The organism is Gammaproteobacteria bacterium (assembly GCA_036381015.1).
Classification (GTDB): Bacteria; Pseudomonadota; Gammaproteobacteria; order Steroidobacterales; family Rariloculaceae; genus ZC4RG20.
Map to the genome: position 1 here is coordinate 142,415 of DASVDR010000029.1, position 23,764 is coordinate 166,178.

Annotated in this window: 26 protein-coding genes; 12 read left to right on the top strand and 14 right to left on the bottom strand. The window is 68.1% G+C overall.

The genetic code is table 11. The annotated features are described in order from the left end of the window. Positions 1-49 precede the first annotated feature (49 nt). Both VF329_11220 and VF329_11225 read left to right on the top strand, forming a co-directional pair. On the top strand, positions 50-451 hold the full coding sequence (locus tag VF329_11220) for a DUF6152 family protein (protein ID HEX7081574.1): 402 nt from the start codon (positions 50-52) through the stop codon (positions 449-451). Positions 452-453: 2 nt separating this feature from the next. After that, entirely contained in the window at positions 454-1,182 is a 729-nt protein-coding gene (locus tag VF329_11225) for a hypothetical protein (GenBank protein ID HEX7081575.1), read from the top strand. Between the two features lie 22 nt (positions 1,183-1,204). On the opposite strand, the gene VF329_11230 is transcribed toward VF329_11225, so the two are convergent. After that, entirely contained in the window at positions 1,205-1,681 is a 477-nt protein-coding gene (locus VF329_11230; protein HEX7081576.1) for a MarR family transcriptional regulator, read from the bottom strand. Between the two features lie 13 nt (positions 1,682-1,694). Continuing rightward, the gene (locus VF329_11235; protein ID HEX7081577.1) at positions 1,695-2,153 is read right to left on the bottom strand and encodes a hypothetical protein; all 459 of its coding nucleotides are present in this window, start codon (positions 2,151-2,153) and stop codon (positions 1,695-1,697) included. Positions 2,154-2,330: 177 nt separating this feature from the next. On the opposite strand from VF329_11235, the gene VF329_11240 reads away from it, so the two are divergent. Continuing rightward, entirely contained in the window at positions 2,331-2,678 is a 348-nt protein-coding gene (locus tag VF329_11240; protein HEX7081578.1) for a PadR family transcriptional regulator, read from the top strand. A gap of 362 nt (positions 2,679-3,040) precedes the next feature. On the opposite strand, the gene VF329_11245 is transcribed toward VF329_11240, so the two are convergent. Both VF329_11245 and VF329_11250 read right to left on the bottom strand, forming a co-directional pair. Next, a complete protein-coding gene (locus VF329_11245) occupies positions 3,041-3,286 on the bottom strand; it encodes a helix-turn-helix transcriptional regulator (GenBank protein HEX7081579.1) in 246 nt (81 codons plus the stop codon). A gap of 13 nt (positions 3,287-3,299) precedes the next feature. Continuing rightward, positions 3,300-3,845 (bottom strand): DUF2975 domain-containing protein, encoded by a 546-nt coding sequence (locus tag VF329_11250; protein ID HEX7081580.1) that lies wholly within the window; start codon positions 3,843-3,845, stop codon positions 3,300-3,302. A gap of 355 nt (positions 3,846-4,200) precedes the next feature. Here VF329_11250 and VF329_11255 point away from each other — a divergent pair, with 355 nt between their 5' ends. Further along, the gene (locus VF329_11255; GenBank protein HEX7081581.1) at positions 4,201-4,365 is read left to right on the top strand and encodes an FmdB family zinc ribbon protein; all 165 of its coding nucleotides are present in this window, start codon (positions 4,201-4,203) and stop codon (positions 4,363-4,365) included. A gap of 152 nt (positions 4,366-4,517) precedes the next feature. On the opposite strand, the gene VF329_11260 is transcribed toward VF329_11255, so the two are convergent. From VF329_11260 to msrA, 3 genes are all read right to left on the bottom strand, one after another. Beyond that, the gene (locus VF329_11260; protein ID HEX7081582.1) at positions 4,518-4,802 is read right to left on the bottom strand and encodes a KTSC domain-containing protein; all 285 of its coding nucleotides are present in this window, start codon (positions 4,800-4,802) and stop codon (positions 4,518-4,520) included. Between the two features lie 414 nt (positions 4,803-5,216). Next, positions 5,217-5,636 (bottom strand): hypothetical protein, encoded by a 420-nt coding sequence (locus tag VF329_11265; GenBank protein HEX7081583.1) that lies wholly within the window; start codon positions 5,634-5,636, stop codon positions 5,217-5,219. Next, complete coding sequence (gene msrA / locus VF329_11270; protein ID HEX7081584.1) at positions 5,621-6,232, bottom strand: peptide-methionine (S)-S-oxide reductase MsrA; 612 nt, start codon at positions 6,230-6,232, stop codon at positions 5,621-5,623. Before msrA ends, VF329_11265 begins: the two co-directional genes overlap by 16 nt. Before the next feature lie 226 nt (positions 6,233-6,458). On the opposite strand from msrA, the gene VF329_11275 reads away from it, so the two are divergent. Further along, positions 6,459-8,126 carry a cation:proton antiporter family protein gene (locus tag VF329_11275; protein ID HEX7081585.1) on the top strand — a complete coding sequence of 556 codons (1,668 nt, stop codon included), beginning with the start codon at positions 6,459-6,461 and terminating at the stop codon, positions 8,124-8,126. 58 nt (positions 8,127-8,184) lie between these two features. On the opposite strand, the gene VF329_11280 is transcribed toward VF329_11275, so the two are convergent. Both VF329_11280 and VF329_11285 read right to left on the bottom strand, forming a co-directional pair. Continuing rightward, positions 8,185-10,530: a DUF1592 domain-containing protein gene (locus VF329_11280; GenBank protein ID HEX7081586.1), complete on the bottom strand. Its 2,346-nt coding sequence runs from the start codon at positions 10,528-10,530 to the stop codon at positions 8,185-8,187. Between the two features lie 64 nt (positions 10,531-10,594). Continuing rightward, a complete protein-coding gene (locus VF329_11285) occupies positions 10,595-11,521 on the bottom strand; it encodes an MBL fold metallo-hydrolase (GenBank protein ID HEX7081587.1) in 927 nt (308 codons plus the stop codon). A gap of 195 nt (positions 11,522-11,716) precedes the next feature. Between VF329_11285 and VF329_11290 the strand changes: the two genes are divergently transcribed. The 6 genes from VF329_11290 (at position 11,717) to VF329_11315 (ending at position 16,858) form a co-directional block, all read left to right on the top strand. Then, positions 11,717-12,550, top strand: a complete 834-nt coding sequence (locus VF329_11290; GenBank protein HEX7081588.1) for a 5'-3' exonuclease H3TH domain-containing protein — start codon at positions 11,717-11,719, stop codon at positions 12,548-12,550. Between the two features lie 209 nt (positions 12,551-12,759). Further along, a complete protein-coding gene (locus VF329_11295; protein ID HEX7081589.1) occupies positions 12,760-13,401 on the top strand; it encodes a phytochelatin synthase family protein in 642 nt (213 codons plus the stop codon). Positions 13,402-13,483: 82 nt separating this feature from the next. Next, complete coding sequence (locus VF329_11300; GenBank protein ID HEX7081590.1) at positions 13,484-14,278, top strand: hypothetical protein; 795 nt, start codon at positions 13,484-13,486, stop codon at positions 14,276-14,278. A 62-nt stretch (positions 14,279-14,340) separates the two neighbouring features. Further along, complete coding sequence (locus tag VF329_11305; GenBank protein HEX7081591.1) at positions 14,341-14,607, top strand: hypothetical protein; 267 nt, start codon at positions 14,341-14,343, stop codon at positions 14,605-14,607. 170 nt (positions 14,608-14,777) lie between these two features. Beyond that, positions 14,778-16,364: an amino acid permease gene (locus tag VF329_11310; GenBank protein ID HEX7081592.1), complete on the top strand. Its 1,587-nt coding sequence runs from the start codon at positions 14,778-14,780 to the stop codon at positions 16,362-16,364. Between the two features lie 2 nt (positions 16,365-16,366). Beyond that, positions 16,367-16,858 carry an SDR family oxidoreductase gene (locus tag VF329_11315; protein HEX7081593.1) on the top strand — a complete coding sequence of 164 codons (492 nt, stop codon included), beginning with the start codon at positions 16,367-16,369 and terminating at the stop codon, positions 16,856-16,858. Positions 16,859-17,133: 275 nt separating this feature from the next. Here VF329_11315 and VF329_11320 read toward each other — a convergent pair whose 3' ends face one another. Next, positions 17,134-17,742: a hypothetical protein gene (locus VF329_11320; protein HEX7081594.1), complete on the bottom strand. Its 609-nt coding sequence runs from the start codon at positions 17,740-17,742 to the stop codon at positions 17,134-17,136. A 65-nt stretch (positions 17,743-17,807) separates the two neighbouring features. Here VF329_11320 and VF329_11325 point away from each other — a divergent pair, with 65 nt between their 5' ends. After that, the gene (locus VF329_11325; protein HEX7081595.1) at positions 17,808-18,038 is read left to right on the top strand and encodes a hypothetical protein; all 231 of its coding nucleotides are present in this window, start codon (positions 17,808-17,810) and stop codon (positions 18,036-18,038) included. A gap of 17 nt (positions 18,039-18,055) precedes the next feature. Here the strand turns inward: VF329_11325 and VF329_11330 are convergent, their stop codons facing one another. From VF329_11330 to VF329_11345, 4 genes are all read right to left on the bottom strand, one after another. Next, the gene (locus tag VF329_11330; protein HEX7081596.1) at positions 18,056-18,574 is read right to left on the bottom strand and encodes a hypothetical protein; all 519 of its coding nucleotides are present in this window, start codon (positions 18,572-18,574) and stop codon (positions 18,056-18,058) included. Between the two features lie 103 nt (positions 18,575-18,677). Next, a complete protein-coding gene (locus VF329_11335; GenBank protein ID HEX7081597.1) occupies positions 18,678-19,982 on the bottom strand; it encodes an NAD(P)-binding domain-containing protein in 1,305 nt (434 codons plus the stop codon). Next, on the bottom strand, positions 19,979-20,539 hold the full coding sequence (locus tag VF329_11340; protein HEX7081598.1) for an OsmC family protein: 561 nt from the start codon (positions 20,537-20,539) through the stop codon (positions 19,979-19,981). The genes VF329_11335 and VF329_11340 overlap by 4 nt, the downstream gene beginning before the upstream one ends. Positions 20,540-20,702: 163 nt before the next feature. Then, positions 20,703-23,759: an AAA family ATPase gene (locus VF329_11345; GenBank protein ID HEX7081599.1), complete on the bottom strand. Its 3,057-nt coding sequence runs from the start codon at positions 23,757-23,759 to the stop codon at positions 20,703-20,705. Positions 23,760-23,764 lie beyond the last annotated feature (5 nt).

The window sequence follows — 23,764 nt, forward strand, 5'->3', positions numbered from 1 at the left end:
CGAGGGGCCCGCGCCAGGGAGACCACATTCGATTCGTGAGGACGATGTCATGCGACCGAGCATTGCCTTGCTGACCCTGGCCGCCTCGAGCCTGCTTTCGAGCGGGCAGGCGAACGCCCACCATTCCTATGCCGCCACGTACGACGTATCCCGAACCGTGCGGCTCGAGGGCCGGCTCGTGCGCTTCGAATACCGCAGCCCGCACTCCTATCTGCACTTGGTCGTGAAGGGTGAGGACGGTGAAACGCAGCGCTGGGCCGTCGAATGGGCCGCGCCGAGCTCGCTGGTCCGACAAGGCGTCTCGCGCGATACGCTGCGCACCGGGGACGAGCTCATCGTGGTCGCCCGGCCGTCGCGCGCGCAGGGCGAGTTTCGCAGCCTGATGCTGACGCTGGAGCGCCCCGCCGACGGGCTCAAATGGGGCACGAATCCCGACGAAGTGGTGGACTGATCGTGTCGGCAGTCGTGAAGCTCGGCTTCGGCTTCGTCGCAGCGATCGGCGCGAGCACGAATCTCGCGCTGGCGCAGCCCGGCGAGACCGCGGGAACGGCCCGCGAATCGGCCCCGATCGATCTCACCGGATACTGGGTCTCGGTGGTCTTCGAAGACTGGAAATACCGCATGGTCACACCGAGTCCCGGTATCTTCGACGGCATACCGCTCAACGCCGACGGCCGAAATGTCGGCGAAGCCTGGGATCCGGAAGCCGACGAGGCGGCAGGCGATGCGTGCAAGGCGTACGGCGCGCCGGCCATCATGCGTCTGCCCGGTCGCTTCCGCATCAGCTGGGAAGACGACCAGACGCTGCGGATCGACACCGACAACGGCGAGCAGACTCGCCTGTTGCACTTCACGGAAACTTCCGCGGGCGCACCGACGCGTCAGGGCCGTTCGTTCGCGGAGTGGCAACCGGCGCCCGGCGGCACGGGCGGCAGCTTGAAAGTGACGACCGACAATCTGCTACCGGGCTACATACGCAAGAACGGCGCTCCGTACAGCGAGCTCACGACGATGACGGAGTACTACGACCTGCATACGCTCCCGAACGGCGACATTTACCTCACGATCACGACGCGGGTCACGGACCCGCGGTATTTCCGCGGCCCGGCAATGACCAGCACCGACCTGCGCAAGCTGCCGGACGACCGGGGCTGGAACCCGACGCCCTGCACCGGGCGCTAGGCGCCGACGAGGTCCGCGCGCGCTAGCGTCGATCGAGCTTCTTCGTCTCGGCGCGGAGCCGCCGCGCGTTGCGCGTCAGGAAATCGGCGATGACGGCGAGCTCGCGGTCCGAGTAGTGCTCGAGGAGCCGGCGCAAGGAGCGCTGGGTGGAGGCGAACATGTCGCGGGCGCCGTGGAGGTGCTCCAAGACGGGCTCGACCAGCACGCGCCGGCGGTCCCGGTCGTCCTGCATTCGCCGCGCAAACCCCTTGCGCTCGAGCCGATCGATGAGGTTGGTGACCGAAGCCGTAGCGAGACCGGACTGCCGCGCGATCTCGCCCGCGCTCATCGCGCCGAACCTCTCGAGCAGGCCGAGGACCTTGTAGTCGGTGGGGTGAAGCTCCATGAGGCTCGCGACGATCGCGTGAAACAGCACCGTCGCATCGCTGTGCTCGCGCCCGGCCTTCGCCAGCTCCGCGAGAAGATCCTCGCGTGGGCGAGGCCGTGACCTCGAAGTCATCGTTTCTCCCGAGCTAGCCGAGCCGCGCGGCGGATACGAGCGCGGTGAGCAATGCCCCGCAGGTCAAGAGGTCCAGCGGCAGCCGGCCGATGCTCCGCCGGCTCCACCTGCGCGCCGCCGCGGGGTCGACGCTCGCCGGATCCGCGCGCTCGAAGGCGAGGGCTTTCGGGATGAAGTCGAACGCGGACCAGATTCGCATGACCGCATGGCTCGCGAGGGCCACGAGCAGCGGCGCGCGCACATCGGGCTCACGCCACGTGACCACGAGCGAGACGATCAGCGCGAGTTCGAACACCGTGTGAGCGGGGATCCAGAAGCGCTTGCGCGAGATACCGCCGCGCTGCGGCTGAATGAGCTCCGGGCGGCGCGGCCAGAACGGATCGACGACCAGAAACTCGTAGAGCCCGCCGCCGAGCGACGCCAGACCCAAGGCCGTCGTCAGCGCGACGACGACCAGGGAAGAGGTAGACATTCCGTGCCTCCTTGTTCATCTCGAGTTCCTCTCTTGTGGAAGATATTACGGTACACCGAGAGATCGTGTAAAGAGCTGCACGAACGCCGGGCGGCGCGGATCGCGTCCGTCCTTCCTCGCTTCCGCAGCCCATCCTTCCATTTGAAACTAAAATGGAACGTGCTATTCTCTATTGGTATGTCTAATAAAGAACCGGCCAGGGCACAGTTCCTCCGCGGCACGCTCGATCTCATGATCCTGCAATCGTTGGCGGCGATGGGGCCGATGCACGGCTATGCGATCGCCGCGCGGCTCGAGCAGGCATCGGGCGGCGCGCTCCTGCCCAACATGGGCACACTCTATCCCGGGCTGATGCGCCTCGAGCAGCGCGGCCTCATTCGCGCGAATTGGGGTACCACGGAGAACAACCGGCAGGCGCGCTTTTACTCGATCACGGCGGCAGGGCGCCGGCATCTCGCAGCCGAGAAGAAGTCCTGGGAGCAAATGGTGGCGATCATGCAGACGCTGTTCGGTGAGCCGACGTGAGAGGGGCCGGTGCCGGAGCGGGCGCCGGCGAACGCGCCGGCCGAGCGCGGGGCAGCCCATGAAGTCTCTCGAGACGCTGCGCGAGTGGGCTCGCCGCGCGTCGGGGACCTTCCGGGCCGAATGCTCCTCTTCACGCTGCTGCTCGTTCCGCCATGGCTCACCTGCTCGGCGTCGTGATACCGATCGAGGAGCTCGGGGGGCGAGAGGTACCCGGCGTCCTGCCGCTCGCGGCGCTCGTCATGCTGGGCGTCTGCGGATTGGCAGCTGCGGGACCGGCCGGCGGGCGCTCCGAGTGGCGCCGACGGACGCGCTGCGGGAAGGCGGCTAAAAAATGGTGTCAGACACCTTTTTCGGAAATGGTGTCAGACACCTTTTTCGGCGCGCTCCGCTGCCGGCTGTTTCGCATCCGGCTCGTACACGAGAAGATCTCCCGGCTGGCAGTCCAGAATCGCGCAAAGCCTTTCCAACGTGCTGAAGCGGATGGCTTTGGCCTTGCCGGTCTTCAGGATCGAAAGATTCTGGGGCGTGATGCCCACTTGCTCCGCGACGGTGCTGGAGCGCAATTTGCGCTTCGCGAGCATGACGTCGAGATTGACGATGATGGCCACTTCGACGGCCCCGCTAGACGACGAGGTCCTGCTCCTCGCGGAGCTCTCGGCCGACGTCCATGATCCAGGAGACGACGATGATGATGATTCCGACGACGAGCTCCGTGAACGGCGCCTCGTCGATCCGGATCCGGCTCGCGATGCCATGGCCGGGGACCAGCAAAACCGCGATCAGGCCCAGCGTCCAGAGGGTGGGGATGAGCATGACGGCGATGCCGATCTGACGGATCTGGTAAACGTTGTCCGCGCTGAAGATCTTGCCTTGTGCATAGAGCCCGAACAGCTTGACGAGGTGGAAAAGCACCTTCAGCAGTATCCCGGTGCTCAGGATGAAACCCACGACGGCCATCGACCGGAGCACGGCGGGAATGACGTCTCCGACGTAGATCGCGCCGCCCACGGTGACGCTCGTGTCGTACGGGTCCGTGCCCGTGGCGATCAGCAGCGTGCCCACGAGCAGCGCAATGGCCGTCGCGCCCAGCAGAAGCTGAAAGAGCTGCCGGAGCGAGCGGCTGTAGCGGGCGACCCTCTCCAGCTTGTCGGTGCGTTGCGTCGTCACCGGATTGGCTCCCTGTGGCGTGGAACGACTAGCGATGGTCTATTAAACAGCCATTTTTTATCGTGCGTCAATAATTAATTTATGTTTAATATTCAGAAGGTGGTTCCTGGGAAGCGTGCGGGGCGGCGGGACGGAGGACCCTCGTGCGCGCGTCGTCGATCCGGTCGCGGATCGGCACGCGGACTCGATCTCATGCCTCCATGGCACGCAACTTGCTCCCGCTCCGTTGGACGTCAGTGTCGGCGGCGAGATTGCTCGCCCTTCGTTCGAGCGCGCTCGTCGCCGATACGACCATGATGATCGAAAGGGCGCCCCGAGTATCGGGTGACCCGAGTCAGGACGGGAGGGGACGAAGATGCCCGATTACGTCTATCGCTGTGCGAAGTGCGGCGAAGCGTTCGAGCGGACGGAACGCATGTCGGAGCACGGACAGTCGAAGCCCGAGTGCCCGAAGTGCAAGAGCCGCGACGTCCACAGCGTGCCGGCGTCGTTCTTCGCGAAGACGTCGCGGAAGAGCTGAGGCCTTCGAACGGCCGCCCGCGCGCACCTTACCCGCGCTCACGATCACCGTCATGCGCTCCTGACGGTCGCTTCCCGGTGCCGTCAAATGCAGCGCACGCACGCGGCGCCGTCCCGTGATCGAGCCGGCTCGGCCGACTGCGCAGACCCTCGCTAGCTTTCGCCCTTCGGGCGCTCCAGAGACTTTCGCAGCGTGTCGAGCAAGTCCGGCTCCTCGGCGCCGGCAGCCGGTCCGTCGACTCGCTCGCAGCGATATTTATCCTTGATCAGCCGGTTGATGAAGCGGCCCTTCGACTTCGCGCGCGACAGCCATTCGTAGGCCGCCGGCGGAACATCCAAGTAACGGTACAGCTTCGACGAGGAAAACTCGACGTCGAGCGTACGTTCTTCCGCGTTGTACGCGATCCGGCGGATACCGCGGGACTTGACCGTATGCATGCCGACAGAGCCTACCTCAGGGTGTAGGTCCGCGTCTCGTGTTCCCGCGCCTCGGCGCCGCGTGAATCGCCGTTGTGCGAACGCGCTCATGGATCCCTTCTCCCAGTCGCCTACAATGCGCAGCGAGCCGCCGCGCAATCTCGACGGCGCGAGCATGCCGCTCAGCGACGACGGCGGCGCTCGCCGCGACTTGCCGAATCGTGAGATCGCGCGCGGCGGACGAGCAAACGCTCGTTCGAGCGCGTCGTACACCATGGGGGGCAAATCGACAGATGGAACTTATTGCTTATGTGCTTGCGTTCGCGCTCGGGTGGCTGAGCGTGAAGATTGCACGCCAGCTTTATGAGCGATACAAGACGCCGGGCTGACGGGGGGCGAGGGCGCTGACGGCGGCGCGCGCCCGGCGCGCCGGCCTCAACCGGCGCCGCGCTCCCGCGGCCGCCCCATCCAGCGCCACGACGAAACGTGCAGCACGATGACGACGATCGAGCCGAGCGCGACGAGCAGGAAGAGATACGCGGGCCAGTAAATGCCGTCGCGGCCCTCGAAATGACCGGCCAGGTAATCGAAGCCGTTGTCCAGATAGCGGTAAACGCCCCAGGTCGAAAACGCGAAGGTCAGCACGGTCAGCACGAATGCGATCCAGACCGCCACCGCCTTGTCCCATATCGCGGCGATCGAAGCGATCAGGTAGCACAGGCCGACGGCGCCGGTGATCAGCAGCAGGGTGCCCGGATAGATCAGCCAAAAAAGAACGAGCACGCCGACGGCAACGGCGAGCTGCACCGTCTTGAGAACGCTGATCCGCGCCGAGCCGTCTACTTCCCGCCCCACAGCTCTTCGAGCCGATCCGGGCGGCCGCACGTGTACTTGTAGAACCTGTATCTCAGCGCGTTGTGCTTGTAGTAATCCTGGTGATAGCCCTCGGCCGGGTAGAACTCCGTCGCGGGAACGATCTCCGTGACGATCTTGCCCGGCAGCACGCCGCTTTCCTCGAGCTCGCGCTTCGAGCGCTCGGCGAGCTCGCGCTGGCGCTCGTTGTGATAGAAGATCGCGCTGCGGTACTGGTCGCCCCGGTCGCAGAACTGCCCGCCCGCGTCGAGCGGATCGATGTTGTGCCAGAAGGCATCGAGCAGCTCCTCGTAGGTCACGACATCGGGATCGTACTCGACCCGCACCGATTCGGCGTGCCCCGTGTTGCCTGCCGAGACCTGCTCGTAGCTTGGATGCGGCACGTGGCCGCCGGTGTAGCCCGACGTGGTCGAGAGGACGCCCTCGACCTTGTCGAACGCCTCTTCCACGCACCAGAAGCAGCCGCCGGCGAACGTGGCGACCGCGGTGTCCTCCGAGCCTTCCTCGGCGGGCTGGGCCGCAAGCGGTGCAGCGACCGCCGCTGCGGCGGCGAGCAATACGCACAGTAGCTGATTCATCGCATCTCCTCCTCGTGGGGCCGAGGGCTTCCGCACGGCTGCCCGCCGGCTTCGCACGATGCGCGCTGCTGGCCGGAGGCGGCGAGCTGCCGAGAGCGCTTCGCCCGATTGTACCAAGCCTGGGCGCCTCGGCCGCCTCGTTTCCGCGCCCGGCAGCATCTCTTCGCATGGAGGGGGCAGCGTCTTGCATAATGACGGCTTCATCTCGCTTTCAAACGGACTCGTCATGGCAGGCAGTTGGATTGCGGCCGCCTTGGTTCTCGGCCTCCTGGCCTGGCGCACGGGGCTGCCGCCGCTGGTCGGCTTTCTGGTGTGCGGCTTCGTGCTGGGAGCGCTCGGCATGGAGACGACGCCCGCGCTCGAGCAAGTGGCGCACGCCGGCGTGCTGCTGCTCCTTTTCGCCGTCGGCCTGAAGCTGCGTCTCAAGACGCTGATGCGCTACGAGGTGTGGGGCACCGCGGTTGCGCATCTGGTGATCGTCTCGGCCGTCGTCGCGGTCCCGGTGGCCATCGCCGGCGGCTTGCCGGTGATGCTCACGATCGCGCTCGCCGTAGCGCTCAACTTCTCGAGCACGGTATTCGCGGCCAAAGTGCTCGAGGACCGGGAGGAGCTGCGCGCCGTGCACGGGCGCGTGGCGATCGGCATTCTGATCGTGCAGGACATTGCGGCCGTCGCCCTGCTCGCGCTGCTGAACGGGGAGAGGCCGTCGCCTTACGCGCTGCTGTTGCTGGCTCTGCCGTTCGCGCGGCCGCTGATCGCCCGCCTGCTCACGGTCGTCGGTCACGGCGAGCTGTTCGTGCTGCTCGGCGCGGCGCTCGCGCTGGCCGTCGGCGGAGAGGGCTTCGAGCGGCTCGGGCTGAGCCCGGAGCTCGGCGCGCTCGTGCTCGGGATGATGCTCGCAAACCATCCGCGTGCGCACGAGCTGAGTGGAGCGCTGTGGAGCCTGAAGGAGCTGTTGCTGATCGGCTTCTTCCTGTCCATCGGGATGAGCGGGACGCCGACGTGGGTGGTCGCCGAGTCGGCGGCCCTGCTGCTCGTGCTGATGCCGTTGAAAGCCGGCGTGTTCTTCTTCCTGCTGCTGCTCCTCGGCCTGCGTGCGCGCACCAGCTTGTTGACCGCATTGAGTCTTTCGACGTTCAGCGAGTTCGGGCTGATCGTCACTCAGCTCGCCGTGGACAACGGCATGCTCGATCAGCGCTGGCTCACCGCCGCGGGTATCGCCGTGGCGCTCTCGTTCGCGGTCGCCGCGCCGCTGAACGCGCGCGCTCATGCGCTCTACGCCCTGACCCGCCGGTGGCTGGACTGCCTCGAGCGCGACAAGCGGCACCCGGACGACGAGCCGATCACGTTCGGCAGCGCCGAGATCCTCGTCGTCGGGATGGGCCGCGTCGGCACCGGTGCGTTCGACTATCTGCGGGCGCAGGGGAAGCACGTCGTCGGCGTCGACAGCGATACCGGCAAGCTCGAGCGTCATCGGCGCGAGGGGCGGCGGGTCGCCTACGCCGACGCCGAGGATCCGAACTTCTGGCTGCGGCTGAAAGTGGACCGCCTGCAGCTCATCATGCTCGCGATGCCCGATCTCGAAGCGAAGCTGCGCTCGATCCGGGAGCTTCGGCGGCGCGGGTTCGAAGGAATGATCAGCGCGACGCATGTGTATCCGGACGAGCTCGCGCCGCTGCTCGAGGCGGGCTGCGATGCGAGCTACAACTACTTCAGCGAGGCGGGGTACGGCTTCGCGCGGCATACGCTCGAAGCGCTGTCGTCGCCGGACGGCACGGCCGGGACCGTGCTCTCGGAAGCGACGCCGGCCGAGGAGGGCTCGCTCGACGCGGAATCCGCCCCCGCAAGCGTGGCCCTCCCGATGGCGTTCATGCAGCAGACCGAGGAGAAGTAGCGCGGGCCGAGGGGCGATCGCGACGCGGCCTCGGTCCTGGCCGGGAAAATCGGGCGCGTCAGATCGCCGAGCGTTCGGGCTCGCCGGCCTCGTCGGCGACGGTTTCGGCCGCGGGCGGCACCTCCAGCATCCTGAACGCATCGCTCTTCACGATGCCGCGGACCAATGCCGAAAAGCGGTAGCGGTCGCGCGCCGCGTCGTCGACGATCCGGCGCACCGTCGGCATGTCGTAGTACTCGAGCGAGCGGCCGAGCGCGTAGGTCATCAGCTCCTCGGTGATGGTCCAAACGATTCGCTCCGGATCTTCGAGGAGCGCCCGGCGCAGCTCGTCCGGCCCCACGATCTCCTTGCCGCCGATCAGCTTCCCGCTCGCGTCGATCGGCTCGCGGGCGCGCTTGTCGTAGTCCTGCCATTCGCCGATCGCGTCGAAGTTCTCGAGCGTCAAGCCGAGCGGGTCCATGACCGCATGGCAGGAAGCGCAGACCGCGTCCGCACGATGCTGCTCGAGCCGCTCGCGGACCGTGCGCGGCTCGGGGCCTGTGTCCTCGACGAGATCCGTGTCGACGCCGGGCGGCGGCGGGGACGGCGGCGAGCCGATCAGGTTCTCGAGGATCCACTTGCCCCGAATCACGGGGGCCGTGCGATTCGGATACGACGTCGCCATCAGGATCGCGCCCTTGCCGAGCAGGCCGAAACGCGCCGAGCTCTCGAGCTCGACGCGGCGGAACTGATCGCCGCGCACCGCGGGCAGCCCGTAGAGATGCGCGATCGTCTCGTTGACGAAGGTGTGATCCGCCGTCATCAGGTCGAGGACGCTCCGGTCCTCGAGCAGGATGCTCGCGAGGAAGAGCTCGAGCTCGTGCTTGTAGGCTTCGCGGGGATCGGGCGTGGCCTGCGGGAAGATGCCGCGGTCCGGCACGACGTCGTCGAGCTTGTCCACGTCGAGCCACTGGAACGCGAAGCTCGTGACGAGCGAACGGGCGCGCTCGTCGGCGAGCATGCGCTCGATCTGCGCGTCGAGGACCTCGGGCTCGCCGAGCCGCCCTTGCTCGGCGACGCGGAGAAGCTCGTCGTCGGGGATGCTGCTCCAGAGGAAGAACGAGAGACGCGACGCGAGCTCGAGATCCGACAGCTCGTAGATCGAGCCCGGAGGCAGATCCTCGGACGGAGACGCGAAGCGGAACAGGAAATCCGGGCTCGCGAGAATCGCGGTAACGGCTTTGCGGATGCCCGTCTCGAAGCCGCCCGACGCGGCGCCGCCGCGATAGAACGCGAGCAGCTTGTCGAGGTCGTGCTTGCCGACCGGGCGGCGGTACGCGAGCCGGGCGAGCCGCCCGAGAATCTCGCGCGCACAGCTCTCCGCCGTCTCGGCGCCCGCATCGGGACCGACATGGCAGCTGAAGATCTTGCGGCGGGACGGCGTCTCGCTCACGCCGCTCGGATGGAACGGGCCCTGGAGCTCGAACGAGCTCACGCGCAGGATGCGGTCCTGGCCGCCGCCGGGCGCCGCGAGCTGAAGCCGATCGTCGGATTCCGCGAAGGTGCGCGCGAGGAACGTGACGCCGACCTGATGCGGACCCGCCGTGGCCTCGAAGCGGATGTTCTTCAGGCGTTGATTGATGCGGTCGACGGCCGATTGGCCGTGCTGGTCGATCGCCTTCTGGTCCTCCTCGCCGCCGATCGTCGTGCGGTAGACCTCTCGCCCGTCGAGCGTGACGAGCACCGTGTTCTCGAACTCCATGTTGTAGACCCAGAGCGCCTGGGCCATGTCCGCGACGTTGATGACGTACTCGCCGTCGGCGGGGAAGTCGTGCATTACCGCCAGCCCGCCGCGCGTGCCGAGCGGCAGCCCTTCGATGTGACGCTTGTAGGATCCCGCGTCGCCGTCGTTGACGTAAGTCGTGCTGCCGGGCGGCGCATCCGGATTGCCGACGGCTTCGATCGCGACCGTGCGAGCGGCTGCGACGTACTGCTCCATGAACGTCGGCGAGATCGTCAGGACCGAAGCGTTGTTGTCGAAGCCGCTCTTCTTGTTGTCGGGCGGAAGGAGCTCCGTGGCATCGACGTCGACGCCGAGGAGATCCCGCACGGCATTCTCGTATTCGGTGCGGTTCAAACGACGCAGGCCGACGAAGCCCGGGTGGGGCCCGGAGGCTTCGGCCTCCTCGGCGAGCCGATGCTCGAGCGCGGCGACGAAGGCGGCCTTTTGCTCGGGAGACGGCTGCGGGCGGTCCGGCGGCGGCATCAAGTTGCCGCGGAACTTGCGCAGGACTTTCTCCCAGACGGCGGCATCGGCGCCGACGTTCTCGGGGCTCATCTCCTCGAGGACGAGGCCGCCGGTGCGGTCGATCGAATTGTGGCAGTCGACGCAGTAGGTTTCGACGAGGCCCCACTGCTCGGCCACCGATCCCGGGCCCCGGGAGCAGGCGGCAAGGGCGAGAGAGCCGATGAGGACGGCGACTCCTTGTCTATACGTCCGGTGCATAGAAGCCCCACAGGCTCTGAAACGCGAGAGTCACGAACTCGTCCCGCTGCGGCCACTCGGGATGATAGTCACGTGTCGGCTGCGCCGCGACCGCTTCGGCCGGGCTCAGCCCCTTGAAAAGCAGCTCGTCGCGGAAGCGCACGAAGAGCTGGGCGTACATGTCGCGCTGCGCTACGAGGTCCGTGCGGCGCAACACCGGCCCTTCGGACGGCACGATGATCGTGTCGTCTTTCGCGATCTGGAGCAGCGTCTCGATGCCCTCGACGAGGCCGCCGAACCAGCCGCCGGTCCACCAGTCGATCAGGGGCCAGCGGTCGCCGGCGATCACGCCGCCGCACGCGAGAACGTTCGCGTCCGGGAAGAAGACGTAGCAGTCCCCGTCGGTATGGGCCTGAAGCATGTACCCGCATTCGAACGGCACGTCGCCGAGGTCGAGCTCGCGGCTCGATTCGTAGAAGGAGAGCTTGGGGCGTGCGTCGGGCGGAAGCGGCTCGTGCACGAAGTCTTCCCAAGGCCGCTTGATGTCGGTGCCGAGCCAGAGACGCGTGTTGGCCTGAGCGACGATCCGCGCGCCGGTGCGGGCGACGGAAGCGTTCGCGCCGGTTTGCTCCGGGTGCCAATGCGTGTTGACGAGAGTGCGGACCGGACGGCCGTCGAAGCGGGCCGCGACGGTCGCGAGCAGGGCTTCGGCATGCTCGGCGAGACCGCCGTCGACCATGACGATGCCGTCTCCGTCGGCCGCGGCGACGATGTTCGCGCCGGCCCCGGCGATCAGCACGGTTCCTGCGCGGAGCGCCGTCACGTCGAGCTTCGCGGCGCCGGCCTGCCCGCGCGCGAGCGGAGGCAGCGCGGACGCGAGCGCGCCGTAGACTGCGCCCCGAATCAATGTTCTTCGGCTGAGGCTTTGCATTTCTCGAGGCGAAACGCCGCGGCTCCCGCGCGGCGCGCTCCTTACCATCATAGGGATTCGCTCGGGCCAGGCAAACCCGCGAGAACGCAGGACTCGGGATCGCGCGCGAGCGCGCGATCCTGCGCGAAATGCTTCCAGGCCTCGACGATGCGTCATGTAACATGCTCGACGCGTTTCCGCCTGGGCTTCTTACGAATGATCGTCCACCTGATCGACGGCACCTACGAGCTGTTCCGGCACTTCTACGGTCTGCGCCGCTTCACGAAGGGCAAGGACAGACCCTACGGCGCAGTCGTCGGTGTCCTCAACATGGTGCTGAAGATGATCGAAGGCGACGCGACGCATTTGGGCGTCGCGACCGACCACGTCATCGAGTCGTTCCGCAACGAGCTCTGGCCCGGCTACAAGACCGGCGAAGGGATCGAGCGTGCGCTTCTCGCGCAATTCCATCCGCTCGAGGAAGCCCTCGCGGCGATGGGTGTTGCGGTCTGGCCGATGGAGGAGCTCGAGGCGGACGACGCGCTCGCGAGCGCGGCGCGCATCGCCGCAGCCGACGAGCGCGTGCGGAAGGTCTGCATTTGGACGCCCGACAAGGATCTCGCGCAATGTGTGCAGGGCGATCGCGTCGTGCAAATCGTTCGCCGCGGCAAGGAGATTCGCGATGCGACCGGCGTGCGCCGCAAGTTCGGCGTGGATCCCGAGCGGATTCCGGATTTTCTCGCGCTGGTCGGCGATCCGGCCGACGGCTATCCGGGTCTGTCCGGCATCGGGCCGGTCACGGCCGCGCAGCTCGTGCGCCGATACGGCGCCATCGAGGACTTTCCTTCGGCGGTTCTCGGGAAGCGGCGCGAGACGGCTCTGCTGTTCAAGAAGCTCGCGACCCTGCGCACGGACGCGCCGCTATTCTCGAACGTCGAGGAGCTGCGATGGCGCGGGCCGACGGCGGGCTTCGCCGAATACGCCGAGCGTCTCGGAAGCAGCCGTCTGACCGTGCGCTGCGAGAAGGCGAGCCGCCGCGCCGCAGGCTGATCGAATCGAAAAAAAGGTGTCAGACACCTTTTTGGGAGAAAAGAGGTGTCTGACACCATTTTCTTGCGCGCCAACATAGCCGCTTCGTTCAAGCGCCGGGCGCGGCGCCATGGGACACTGCATGCAGGCCACCCACCCAGCCGGACGCGCAGATGAACACCTGTATCCGCCCGCGACCTCCCGCCGCCCCGGACCCCCGCACGACCTACATGCGCCCGTTGCCCGCCGATCTCGTCGCGCTCGACTCCCGAGACGGGCGAGCGCTGTTCACGCAGGCGTTGACGGCGGGAACCATGGAAGGCTACTTCAAGCTGGCCCAGCAATTTCACACTCAATCGGATCCGGCCTATTGCGGTCTCGGGTCGCTCGTCTGCGCGCTGAACGCGCTGAACATCGATCCTGCTCGCGTCTGGAAGGGGCCGTGGAGATGGTTCAGCGAGGAGCTGCTCGACTGTTGCAAGTCGCTCGACGACGTCCGGCAATTCGGGCTCACGCTGGACGAAGCGGGCTGCCTCGCCGAGTGCAGCGGCGCGGCGGTCGCCATGCACCGGCCGCCGACCGCGAACGTCGACGCGTTCCGCGCGCACGCTCAGCGGGCCGCGACGGGAGCGGAGGGGCCGGTGCTCGTCGTGAATTACTCGCGACGAGCCTTGGGCCAGACCGGGGGCGGCCACTTCTCGCCGATCGGCGGCTACCACGTGCCGACGGACAAGGTGCTCGTGCTCGACACGGCCCGTTTCAAGTATCCGCCCCACTGGGTGCCCGTCGACCTCCTCTTCGACGCGATGGAGGACGAGGATCGGGACACGGGCCGCCCGCGCGGCTGGCTCCTGATCGACAAAGGCGCTTGACCGAAAAAAGGTGTCTGACACCTTTTTCGGGAAAAAAGGTGTCTGACACCTTTTTTTCTGTCGAGAGTCATAATTTGCGCTCATGGACGCGGCGCAATTCTTCCGTGGCGGCTGGGTTCGCTTCCCGCACGCCCCCGAGGTTGCGGACTGGGCGGCACGAGCCCGCCCGGTGGCGGAGGCTTGCGTCGCGGACCCGGAACAACGCGCGCGCTGGCTGCGATGCGGCGGCACTTGGTTCGTCGGCGTCAACGTCTTCCCGAACGATGCCGCCGGCGCCGTGCCGGAGGCGGGCGTGCCTCCGCTCGCGGGCCCGCCGGTCGAATTCATCGCGGAGGCGTTGAAGCTTGCGGTCGGATGGGACAGGGGGCAGATCTCGGCCTGTTTTCCCGGCTATCCCCGGCCCTCGGCCGGCGAATCCGCGGCCGCGTTCCGCTTTCGCCGCGACCGTGACGCGGCGCATGTCGACGGTCTACAGCGCTTCGAGAGTCGGCGTCGCCGGCTCGGCGAGCTGCAAGGCTTCATCCTCGGCGTGCCGCTGACGGACGCTCCCGCCGGGGCCGCGCCGCTCGTGGTGTGGGAAGGCTCGCATGAGGTGATGCGCCGCGCGCTGCGCGCACGGCTCGCCGACGTGCCGACGGAGCGCTGGAGGGACGAGGACCTTACCGACGCTTACGTCGCGGCCCGGCGCGAGTGCTTCGAGACGTGCCGCCGCGTGCCGCTTCACGCGCGCCCCGGCGAGTCGTATCTGATTCACCGGCTCGCACTGCACGGCGTCGCGCCCTGGAGCGCCGCGCCGGCCGGCGAGCGCCTGATCGCGTATTTCCGCCCGAATCCGTTTCCGGACGCCGCTCCCGATTGGTGGCTGGACCGGCCCTAGCACGTGCCGCCGAGCCGGCATCCGCCTAGAATCGACGGCGGCCGAGCCAGAGAGATTCGCCCGTGCCCCACGCAGCATCCGGTCTCGACGCCGACCGCCTCGCCCACCTCGAGGCGACGATCCACGCCGACATCGAAGCGGACCGCTACTTCGGCGCGGTCGTTGCCGTCGCGCGCCGTGGCGAGCTCGGCCTTTGCGAGGCGATCGGCTTCGGCGACGAGGCGCTCGAGATGACGTTCGTCTGCCTGTCGGCCGGCGTGATGCAGCCCGCGCCGAACATCGAGCGGTTTCAGCGGCTGTCCGACATCGCCGCGTCGGCGGCGTTGTGAGGCGGCCCCCCGGTTGATCCGGCCTCCCGCGGATGGTCTACTCGCCCCCTGCGGCGGGAACCGCTCGCACCGCAAGCGGTGGCCCGGTCGCATTCGCCCGGATAGAGTGTTCCCCGGGGGGGCAGGGGGCCGGCGGCGGACCGGCCTGGTGCGGGGAAGGAGGAGCTTTGATGGTAAAGCGTGGGGTCGATCGGCTGTTCGCACGGAAATCGGTCGAGCAAATGCACGCCGAGCACGAGCATGGGGAGCTCAAGAAGACGCTCGGCGCACTGAATCTCGTTCTGCTCGGGGTCGGCTGCATCATCGGCACGGGTATTTTCGTGCTGACGGGCAGGGCGGCTGCCGAGTTCGCCGGGCCCGGCATCATGATCTCGTTCATCATCACGGGAACGCTGTGCGCGCTCGTGGCGCTCTCTTACGCGGAGCTTGCGGCGGCAATACCGGTCTCGGGCTCGGCGTATTCGTACTCGTACGCCTCGATGGGCGAGATGGTCGCCTGGATCATGGGCCTGCTGCTGGTGCTCGAGTACGGCCTCGCGGCGTCGACCGTGGCGGTAGGCTGGTCGGGATACGTCGCGAGCTTCTTGCACGACATCGGCATCGATCTGCCCCCGGCGCTGCGCGCCGCGCCGGGGGTCGAGGTCACGGATTTCACCAGCGGAGCGGTGGTTGGCACCGGCGCCGTCAACTTGCCCGCCTTGATCGCGATCATCGCCGTGAGCGGCCTCCTCGTGCTCGGTGTCTCGGAATCGGCGCTCGTCAACAACATCATCGTGTTCATCAAGACGTCGGTCATCGTCGCGTTCATCGTGATCGGCGCATTCTTCGTGAACCCCGATCTCTGGACGCCGCTGATTCCGCCCCAGCAGCCGCCGCCGCCGGCCGGCGCGGATGCGGGCATCTGGAGCCAGATCGGCAGCGCGCTCTGGGCCGTCCTCACCGCGCAAAGCACGGGCCAGTACGGCGTGCCGGGGCTCATCACCGGCGCCGCCACGATTTTCTTCGCGTACATCGGTTTCGAGGCGGTGTCGACCGCGGGCGCGGAATCGAAGAACCCGGCGAGGGACATGCCGATCGGCATCCTCGGCTCCCTGATCATCTGCACGATTCTTTACATCCTCACGTCGGGGGTGCTCGTCGGAATCGTCCCGTACACGGACCTCGACGATCCCGCGCCGATTGCGAAGGCGGTCAACCAAATCGGGCTGCCATGGTTCGCCGCGCTCGTGAAGATCGGCGCCATCGCCGGTCTCTCGTCGGTGATGCTCGTGCTGCTCTACGCGCAGACGCGCATCTTCTACACGATCGCGCGTGACGGTCTGATCCCGCCCGTCTTCGCGGTCGTGCACCCGAAGTTCAAGACGCCGTGGATCAACACGATCATCGTCGGCGTCGTCGCGTGCGGTTTCGCGGGATTCATGGGGCTCGACGCGCTCGCGAATCTGACGAACGTCGGCACGCTTGCCGCGTTCACGATCGTCTGCTTTACGGTGCTCTATCTTCGATATGCCAGGCCCGACATGCGCCGGCCGTTCAAGACGCCGCTGTTCCCGGTGACCCCGCTCCTCGGCGCCGTCATGTGCTTGTTCTTGTTGATGTCGCTGATGGCGCACGAGGCGACGCGTAACTTCTTTCTCATCTATCTCGGGTTCGGCTTCCTTCTCTACTTCGTGTACGGCGTGTGGAACTCGAAGCTCGGGAAGGGCATCGTCGTCGGGGGCCATGAGGAGGTCATGCCTCCCGGAATCGCCGACTGACGATTCGCGTCGGCGGTGCGCCGGGATCGCGTTGGCTTGAGCACGCACCCCGAGCCCGGTCGGGACTTCGATTACATCATCGTCGGCGCGGGCACGAGTGCGACGTGGGGTCGCGAGCGGCGTTCCTGCGAGTGGCGGACGATTTCGGGGACCGGACCGGTCGGATCGACGCGATCGTCAACAACGCGATGCTTCTCCACTATTGCCCCGTCGATCAGGTCGAGCCCGAACGGCTCGACGCGATGCTCGACGTCGGCATCAAAGCGCTCTTCTGGTCCGCGCAGGCGCTCGTCGCGCATTACGACCCGGAGCGTGGGGCGAGCTTGATCAACATGGCTTCGCCGGTCGCCTTCCGCGGCTATCCGGGCACGTCCGCGCACAGCGCCGTGAAAGGCGCGGTGGTCGCCTTCACGCGAGTGATGGCCGCGGAGCTCGGACCGACATCGTCGCAAACCCAGGAGCACCTGATGATTCCGCCGAATCAGGTGGCTTAGGGGCCGGCTTCTCCGAAGCTCCCCGCGGGAGCTCGGTTTGCCGTTCTCTTCGGCGACCCGGCGAAGCCCGGCGAGCCGTACGCATTCCGGGCGAAATTGCCGGACGGATATAATGTTCCGCCCCACTGGCATGAGCATGTCACCGTGATGAGCGTTGCTCGACGCTAGCGTCAGGCGAGACGCGCTCTATCGAGCAGAATGCCTTCGACACACGCATGAGCACACGGCACTTCGACGCGGTCATCATCGGTGCAGGCGCCGCCGGCCTGTGCGCGCTACATCGACTCCGCGAGCTCGGGCTCACCGTGCAGGCGTACGAGCGCGCGAGCGGAGTCGGCGGCGTTTGGTACTGGAACCGCTACCCGGGCGCCCGATTCGACTCGGAAAGCTACACGTACTGCTATTCGTTCTCGCCTCAGCTCCTCGAGGAATGGAGCTGGAGCGAGCGATTCGCCGCGCAACCCGAGGTGCTCGCGTACCTGAACTACGCGGCCGAGAAGCTCGATCTTTTGCGCGACATTCGCTTCGAGACGGAGGTCGTCTCCGCGCGGTACGACGCGCGGGACCACTCGTGGCTCATCGAGACCGACCGCGGCGAGCGCACGCGGGCGCGTTACCTGATCGCCGCGGTCGGCCCGCTGTCCGCCTACCAGCTGCCCGACATCGACGGCGTCGACACGTTCGAGGGAGAGCACTACCACACGGCCCGCTGGCCTCATGACGACGTCGATCTTGCCGGCAAGCGGGTCGGCGTGATCGGCACCGGCGCGACGGGTGTTCAGGTCATCCAGACGATCGCACCCGACGAAGACTGGCGCGAGATTCGCCGCAACTATCCCGCGATATTCGCGCGATGCCGCGAGACCTTCGGCGGCTTCGTGCACGGGTTCGATCTTCGCTCGGGACGCGAGGTGACGCCCGAGGAACGCGAGGCGATATTCGAGTCCCTTTGGGCCCGGCGATCGCGCCGAGCGTCGACGCCGAGCATGCGTGGACGGCGCACGTCCGCGAGGCGGCCGACGCGACGCTCCTCGCCCGTGACACGAGCTCGTGGTTCTTCGGCGCGAACACGCCCGGTAAGGCGAGAAGCGTCTCGATCTACGCGCCCGGCGCCGCTGTGTACCGCGAACGATGCGACGACGTCGCAAGGCGCGGCTACGAAGGGTTCGAGTTCCGCTGACGAACCGAGCGCCGGGGCTACCGGACGGTCGGCAAGATCGGCGTACACGCCCAAACCGCGTCCGGCTGCGCGTCGGTTCGGGCAAGCGCCGCCCGCACCGCGCCGTCGCTCGGCGCGCGGACGATGCAAACGGCTCTCGGCTCGCGGATCGACACGAAGCCGCGCACGAGCGCCGCGTCTTCCTGCTCCAGCGCGGTTGCGACGCCGTCGAGGCTTCGAGCCTGCTCGTCGGGTAAGCGAAGCTCCGCAACGAAATTCGCGTCGGACAGCGCCGGCGTACCGGCGCCGTTCCCGCCGGTGACCGTGCCGGGCCAGACACCTTCGAGGTCCGCCTTCAACTGCCGGAGCGCGATCCGCGCCGACTCGGCGTCCGGCGCCTCGTACCAGCACAGCATCCGTCCCCCGTCGGCTGACAGAAAGCTCTGTTTCCAGGTCACGCGATGCAGGTCGAAGCAGCCGCCTGCCTCCGCGGTCAGGACGACGTCCTCGGGCGTGATGGGCGGGTCGATCGACCGAAGGTAGAACACATCGCTCATCGGTTGATCCTCCGATCGCCGCTAACGATACGGATGTTCATTCGACCGTGCGCCAAAGGCAAGGGGACCGCGCGATCGGGCGTTTCATCCTCGTCGTCGGGCCTCAACCGACGGCGCCCCGCGGCATGCGCCCGCCGCTGCCAAGCCGCAAGCTCGCGGCGAGGTGTGCGCAGAGGTCACGCGCATCGTCCTCGGCGCCGTGGATGAAGCTCGATTTGCGCCGGCGCATGAAATTGAGCCCCAGCACGTACAAGCCGGGCGCATCCACGACTCCGCCGTCGTGACGCAGCCGGCCCTTGTGATCGAAGACCGGGACGTGCAGCCACGCATAGTCCGGCCGGAAGCCTGTCGCAAAAATCACGGTCGAGATGCGCTCGCGGGCGAGATCGACGCAGAGGCGCGGCGCGTCTCCGACCCGCGTCGCCGCGAAGCGCTCGGGCGGTGCGAAGGCAGGGCGGTCGCCGTGCTGCGCGGCCCAGTCGTCGAGCCTGTCCAGCAGGCGCGCGAGCTTCAGGTCGGCCATCGCGCAATGGTTGCGCAACGAGCCCGAGAACTGCGCCTTGCCGTCCTCGTCGATGCCGACCAGGCGGCCGACGAGCTCGATCCCGCGTTCCGTGAGCGCGTTCAGATCGAGCGTCGCGCGCTCGGACGTTCCGACGAGCTGCGGCGACGGCACGCGCCGCGCGCGGACGATGTCGTCGACCTCGTCGTAGCGTTCGTCGAGGATCCCGACGGCGTCGAGCCACCATTGGATGTCGAGCCCGCGGTAGACGCGCGGCATCCGGATGTGCTCGCCGACGGCGAGGATCACGCGCCGCCCCGAGCGCCGAATCTCGTCCGCGAGCTGTATTCCGCTCGCCGACGCGCCGACGACGAGGACGCCGCCGCCATCGAGCTGGTCCGGATTGCGATACGTCTTCGGCGTCAGCGTCGTGACCGACTTCGGCAGCGCGGCGGCGGCGGCAGGCACGGCCGGAACGCCGTGCGCGCCGCTCGCGAGGACGACCGCGCGGCAACGCCAATCGCCGCGATCGGTCGCGACGCGGTAGCCGCAAGCCTCCGCGACGACCGACGTCACCGTCGTGTGCGGCTTCACGGACGCGCCGATAAGCCTCGCGTAGCCGTCGATGAACTCGACGACGTCGCTTACGCTCATGTAGCCGTCCGGGTCCGGGCCGCGGTAGGCATAGCCCGGCAGCCGGCTCTGCCAGTTCGGCGTCAAGAGCCGCAGCGAGTCCCAGCGCTCGCGCCGCCACGAGTTCGCGATCTCGCCGCGCTCGAGCACGACGTGATCGATCGAGAGCTCGGCGAGGCACCGGCTCATCGCGAGCCCCGCGTGGCCGGCGCCGATGACGACGACGTCGACGGCGCCGGCCGGCGGATAGCGCCTTCGAGGAGCGCGGATCACTTGACCTCCACCGCGACGTTCGTCGGGTTCGTCACGATGTCGAAGACGGCGGAGCGCCGCTGCGACTGCGCGACGAGCGCGGCGATCTCTTGCTCCGTGGCATCCGCATCGACCTCGAAGACGACCTTGATCCCGTCGAAGCCGTTGCGCACCTCGCTGTCGATGCCGAGGATGCCTTGCAGGTCCATGCCGGCTTCGAGCGTCGCCTTCACGGAGCGCAGCTGAATGTTCCGGTGCTGCGCGACGGTCGCGATTCCCGCCGTGAGACAGGACGCGAGCGCAACGAGCACGTACTCGACCGGCGTCGCGCCGTTGTCCTCCGCGGCGAAGAGCTCCGGGTGATCGGCGTCGTAGTGGAACTCGGTCTTGTGCGATTGCTCCGCGCCGAGCCCGAAGAAGCCGTGCACGACGGAGCGGCTATGGGTGCCGTTGACCCACGCGCACGTGGCACGCCATTTGAAGCGCGCCGCCTCCGGCGCTTCGGTCAGTGCCTGCCGGGCGCCGAGCAGCGCTTCGACGTTGACGCCGTTGTCGACCTTGTTCGCGGTGATGTTCATGTCGGGTGCTCCCCTCTGGTTGTGCTTCGGGACCGGTCGGCGACCGGGCATGGAGCGCAGCTTGCGGGCGGCGCGTTGGACCGAGCGTGGGAGCGGGCGTGGAATTTTCAGACGGAAGCGTGGAAACGCGTGCGGCGCGGGCGGCGATCGAAGCCGGCCGCGCTCACGCCGGACGCGCCAGCGGCGCCGTCAACGCGGCAGCGCGCTCACGAGCCCAAAGCGCGACGGGCGCCGTCTCGAGACGGGCGAGCGCCGCTGCGTGGCGCTCGAAGCCGGCCTCGTCGTTCGCCGCGCGGCTCGCGAGGGCCAGCGCGACGTGAGCGAGCATCATGTCGGTGGCGCGGTCGAGCGCCTCGGCACAGTCGAGCGCTTCGGTCGCGCGGTCGAGCGCGGTCTCGTGCCGGCGCCGTTCGATGTCGAGGAGCGCGGCGCGCGTCAGCGTATAGGCCATTCGATGCTTCGCGTCGGCGGAACGCAGATCCTCGAGAGCGGCCTCGAGCGGTGCGGTCTCGTCGGTCAGTGCGTAGTGGCACAAGCCGTCGAGCGCATGCGCGAAGGGCCGCTCGCTGCCCTCGCGAATCTTCTCGCCGAGCTCGATCAGCGATGCGCAATACGCCTTCGCCGCGTCGAAGCGTTCGCGCTCGAGCTCGATCATCGCCAGATACTCGTTGGCCTGGAACTCGCTGATCCGGTCGCCCGCGGATTTCGCGAGGGCGCGCGCCTCCTTGAAGAGCCCGACGGCTTCGTCGAGCTTGTTCTGATGGAAGCGCAGCATGCCGAGCGCGCCCGGGATCGCGCAATGGCTCATGCGCTTGCGCTTCGCGAGAGCTTGCGCCTCCATCAGCAGGGCCTCCGCCTGCGAGAGATCGCGCTCGAGCATCGCGAGGCAGCGCGCGGCCTCGGCGAGACCCGCGATGTTCTCGGCCTCGCTGCCGCCCCGCGCGACGCGCTCCGCCTGCAGAGTCTCCTCGTGCGCGCCCGTCCAGCGGCCGTGTTGCCAAAGCACGTAGCTCGCCATGTTGTAGCCGCGGCGCGCGTGCGCCATCGCACCGTGGTCGAGCGCCTGCTCGGCGAGCGCCGCGTATTCGGCCGCGGCCGCTTCCCAGTCCTCGACGGGTGCCGCGGCAAGCAGGATCTCGCGCAGCTCGAGCGTGAGGCAGACGCGTTCCGCAGGCGCAAGGCGCTCGACCCACTGAAGGCCCTTGCGGGCCAGCGAGAGGGCCTCCTCGTTCGCGAAGAATCTCAAGCACAGCCTCCCGGCCGAGACCATCGCGCGTGCGCAGAGGCCGGCGTCGCCGCTTTGCGAGGCGTGGTGCGCGAGATCCGCCGCGTGCGCGAGGTCGAGCGCCGTGTCCTGCTCGAGGAGCTCCGCGACCCGCCGGTGCATCGTGCGGCGGCGCGCCGGCGAGATACTCGAGTAGATGCTGCGCGCGATGAGATCGTGCGAGAAGCGGAAGCCGCGCTCCGTCGGCAGCAGCATCGACTGACGCGCGGCCGTCTCGAGCGCCTCGCCGATGCCGTTCCAGTCGAGGCCGCTCACCCGCGCGAGCGTGGCTTCATCGATGCGCGGCGCGAGCACCGCGGCCCAGCGCAGCACGTCGCCGCTCTCGTGATCGAGGCGCGCGAGACGCTCCTGGACGAGCTCGTCGAGCGACTGGCCGCTGTCGCCGGCGGCCTCGGCGCGCGCAAGCTCGATCGCGAGCAGCGGATTGCCGCCGCATTCGCGGCTGAGCCGCGTGCCGTTCGCCTGCGGCACGCGCGTGCTGATGAGCGCGCGCAAATCCGCTTCGGGCAACGGCCCGAGCTCGATCTCCTCGAGCAGCCCCGCTTGGCGCAGCTCGCGCAGCATGCGGCGCACCGCGGTGTTGTCGCGCAGCTCGTCCTCGCGGGTCGCCAGGACGCCGACGAACGGTTGATCGCGGTTCGTCCGCGCGACGTAATGCAGCGCCGAGGCGCTCGACTCGTCGCCCCAGTGAAGATCGTCGAATAGCACGACGACGGGCTGCACGCGGGCGCGCTCCGCGACGAGCTCGCCCAATGCGCGGAACAAGCGGTCGCGGTTGGCCTCGTCGACGTTGGCAAGAACATCGCCGAAGACATCCGCCGTGCCGTTGGCCGCGGCGCGGTGCAGCGCGTCGATCCACAATGCGAACGGGCGGATCGACTCCGACTCGAAGGCACACGCTTCGAGCATGAATGCGCCGGCATCGCGGGCGAGCCCTGCGGCGGCTTCGAGCAGGCGGCTCTTGCCGATGCCGGGCTCGCCGCAGACGAGCACGAGTCGGCCGCGTCGCTCGGCGACCGCGCGCGCGAGCGCGGTCGCGATCCGCTCGAGCTCCTCGTCGCGACCGATCAACGCCGTGTCGCCGGCGCCGCCGGGGGCCTTCGGCGGCTGCGGGGCACCCGCGGCCGCGCGACGCTCCGCGACGCTTGCGCGATGCTCCGCGACGCTCGCGCGCCGAGCCTCGACCGACTCCGCGCCGCCGGCGGCTCGCCGCGCGCCGGGCTCGCCCCGCAAGGCCCGGTACAGCGCCCCGGTCGGCGCCGCGCCCGCCTCCTGCAACAGCCGGGCGCCGGTTCGATACTGCTGCTCCGCCTGATCCGTCCGGCCGAGAGCGACGAGCAGCCGGATCAGCGTCGCGCGCGCAGTTTCATCGTAAGGCGCAATGCGCACGAGCTCGTACGCGTGCGGCAGCGCGCGCTCGGGCTCGGTCTCGAGGCGCCGCACGAGCGCGGACAACACGCGCGACTGCGCTTGCAGGGCCCGCTCCCGCTCCGCGCAGCACCAGGCGTCGAAGTCCTGGAACGCCGACAGACTGAGGCCCTCGAGGAAGTGCCCGCGATAGCGCGCGGCCGCGGCCTCGAGCGCGTCGAGCGACACGTGCTCGAGGCCTCCGCCCGCGAGCGCGTGCAGCGCGAGCACGTCGATTTCGACGTCGCTCGCGTCGAACGCGACGCTGTTCCGATCGGCGACGATCCGCTGACGCGAATCGTCGTCCACGAGGCGGCGCAGCTTCGAAAGGCTCCAGCGGAGCGAGCCGCGCGGGTCGTCCGGGATCTCCCACAGCAGGTCGCACAGATGCTCGCGTTGGAACGGCCGGCCGTTCAGCGCCAGGTAGGCAAGAAGCGCACGCGTCTTTTTGGACGGGGGCAGCTCGACGCTCGCCCCGTCGCGAAGGATTTCGAGCCCCCCGAGGAACTTGAGCTCGAGCGCGGCCATGACGC

Excerpts from the sequence above, each read along its gene's own strand:
- VF329_11220 (HEX7081574.1), top strand. The coding sequence starts at position 50 with ATGCGACCGAGCATTGCCTTGCTGACCCTGGCCGCCTCGAGCCTGCTT.
- VF329_11230 (HEX7081576.1), bottom strand. The coding sequence starts at position 1,681 with ATGACTTCGAGGTCACGGCCTCGCCCACGCGAGGATCTTCTCGCGGAG.
- VF329_11235 (HEX7081577.1), bottom strand. The coding sequence starts at position 2,153 with ATGTCTACCTCTTCCCTGGTCGTCGTCGCGCTGACGACGGCCTTGGGT.
- VF329_11240 (HEX7081578.1), top strand. The coding sequence starts at position 2,331 with ATGTCTAATAAAGAACCGGCCAGGGCACAGTTCCTCCGCGGCACGCTC.
- VF329_11255 (HEX7081581.1), top strand. The coding sequence starts at position 4,201 with ATGCCCGATTACGTCTATCGCTGTGCGAAGTGCGGCGAAGCGTTCGAG.
- VF329_11260 (HEX7081582.1), bottom strand. The coding sequence starts at position 4,802 with ATGCATACGGTCAAGTCCCGCGGTATCCGCCGGATCGCGTACAACGCG.
- msrA (HEX7081584.1), bottom strand. The coding sequence starts at position 6,232 with ATGAATCAGCTACTGTGCGTATTGCTCGCCGCCGCAGCGGCGGTCGCT.
- VF329_11275 (HEX7081585.1), top strand. The coding sequence starts at position 6,459 with ATGGCAGGCAGTTGGATTGCGGCCGCCTTGGTTCTCGGCCTCCTGGCC.
- VF329_11285 (HEX7081587.1), bottom strand. The coding sequence starts at position 11,521 with ATGCAAAGCCTCAGCCGAAGAACATTGATTCGGGGCGCAGTCTACGGC.
- VF329_11290 (HEX7081588.1), top strand. The coding sequence starts at position 11,717 with ATGATCGTCCACCTGATCGACGGCACCTACGAGCTGTTCCGGCACTTC.
- VF329_11295 (HEX7081589.1), top strand. The coding sequence starts at position 12,760 with ATGCGCCCGTTGCCCGCCGATCTCGTCGCGCTCGACTCCCGAGACGGG.
- VF329_11300 (HEX7081590.1), top strand. The coding sequence starts at position 13,484 with ATGGACGCGGCGCAATTCTTCCGTGGCGGCTGGGTTCGCTTCCCGCAC.
- VF329_11310 (HEX7081592.1), top strand. The coding sequence starts at position 14,778 with ATGGTAAAGCGTGGGGTCGATCGGCTGTTCGCACGGAAATCGGTCGAG.
- VF329_11330 (HEX7081596.1), bottom strand. The coding sequence starts at position 18,574 with ATGAGCGATGTGTTCTACCTTCGGTCGATCGACCCGCCCATCACGCCC.
- VF329_11340 (HEX7081598.1), bottom strand. The coding sequence starts at position 20,539 with ATGAACATCACCGCGAACAAGGTCGACAACGGCGTCAACGTCGAAGCG.
- VF329_11345 (HEX7081599.1), bottom strand. The coding sequence starts at position 23,759 with ATGGCCGCGCTCGAGCTCAAGTTCCTCGGGGGGCTCGAAATCCTTCGC.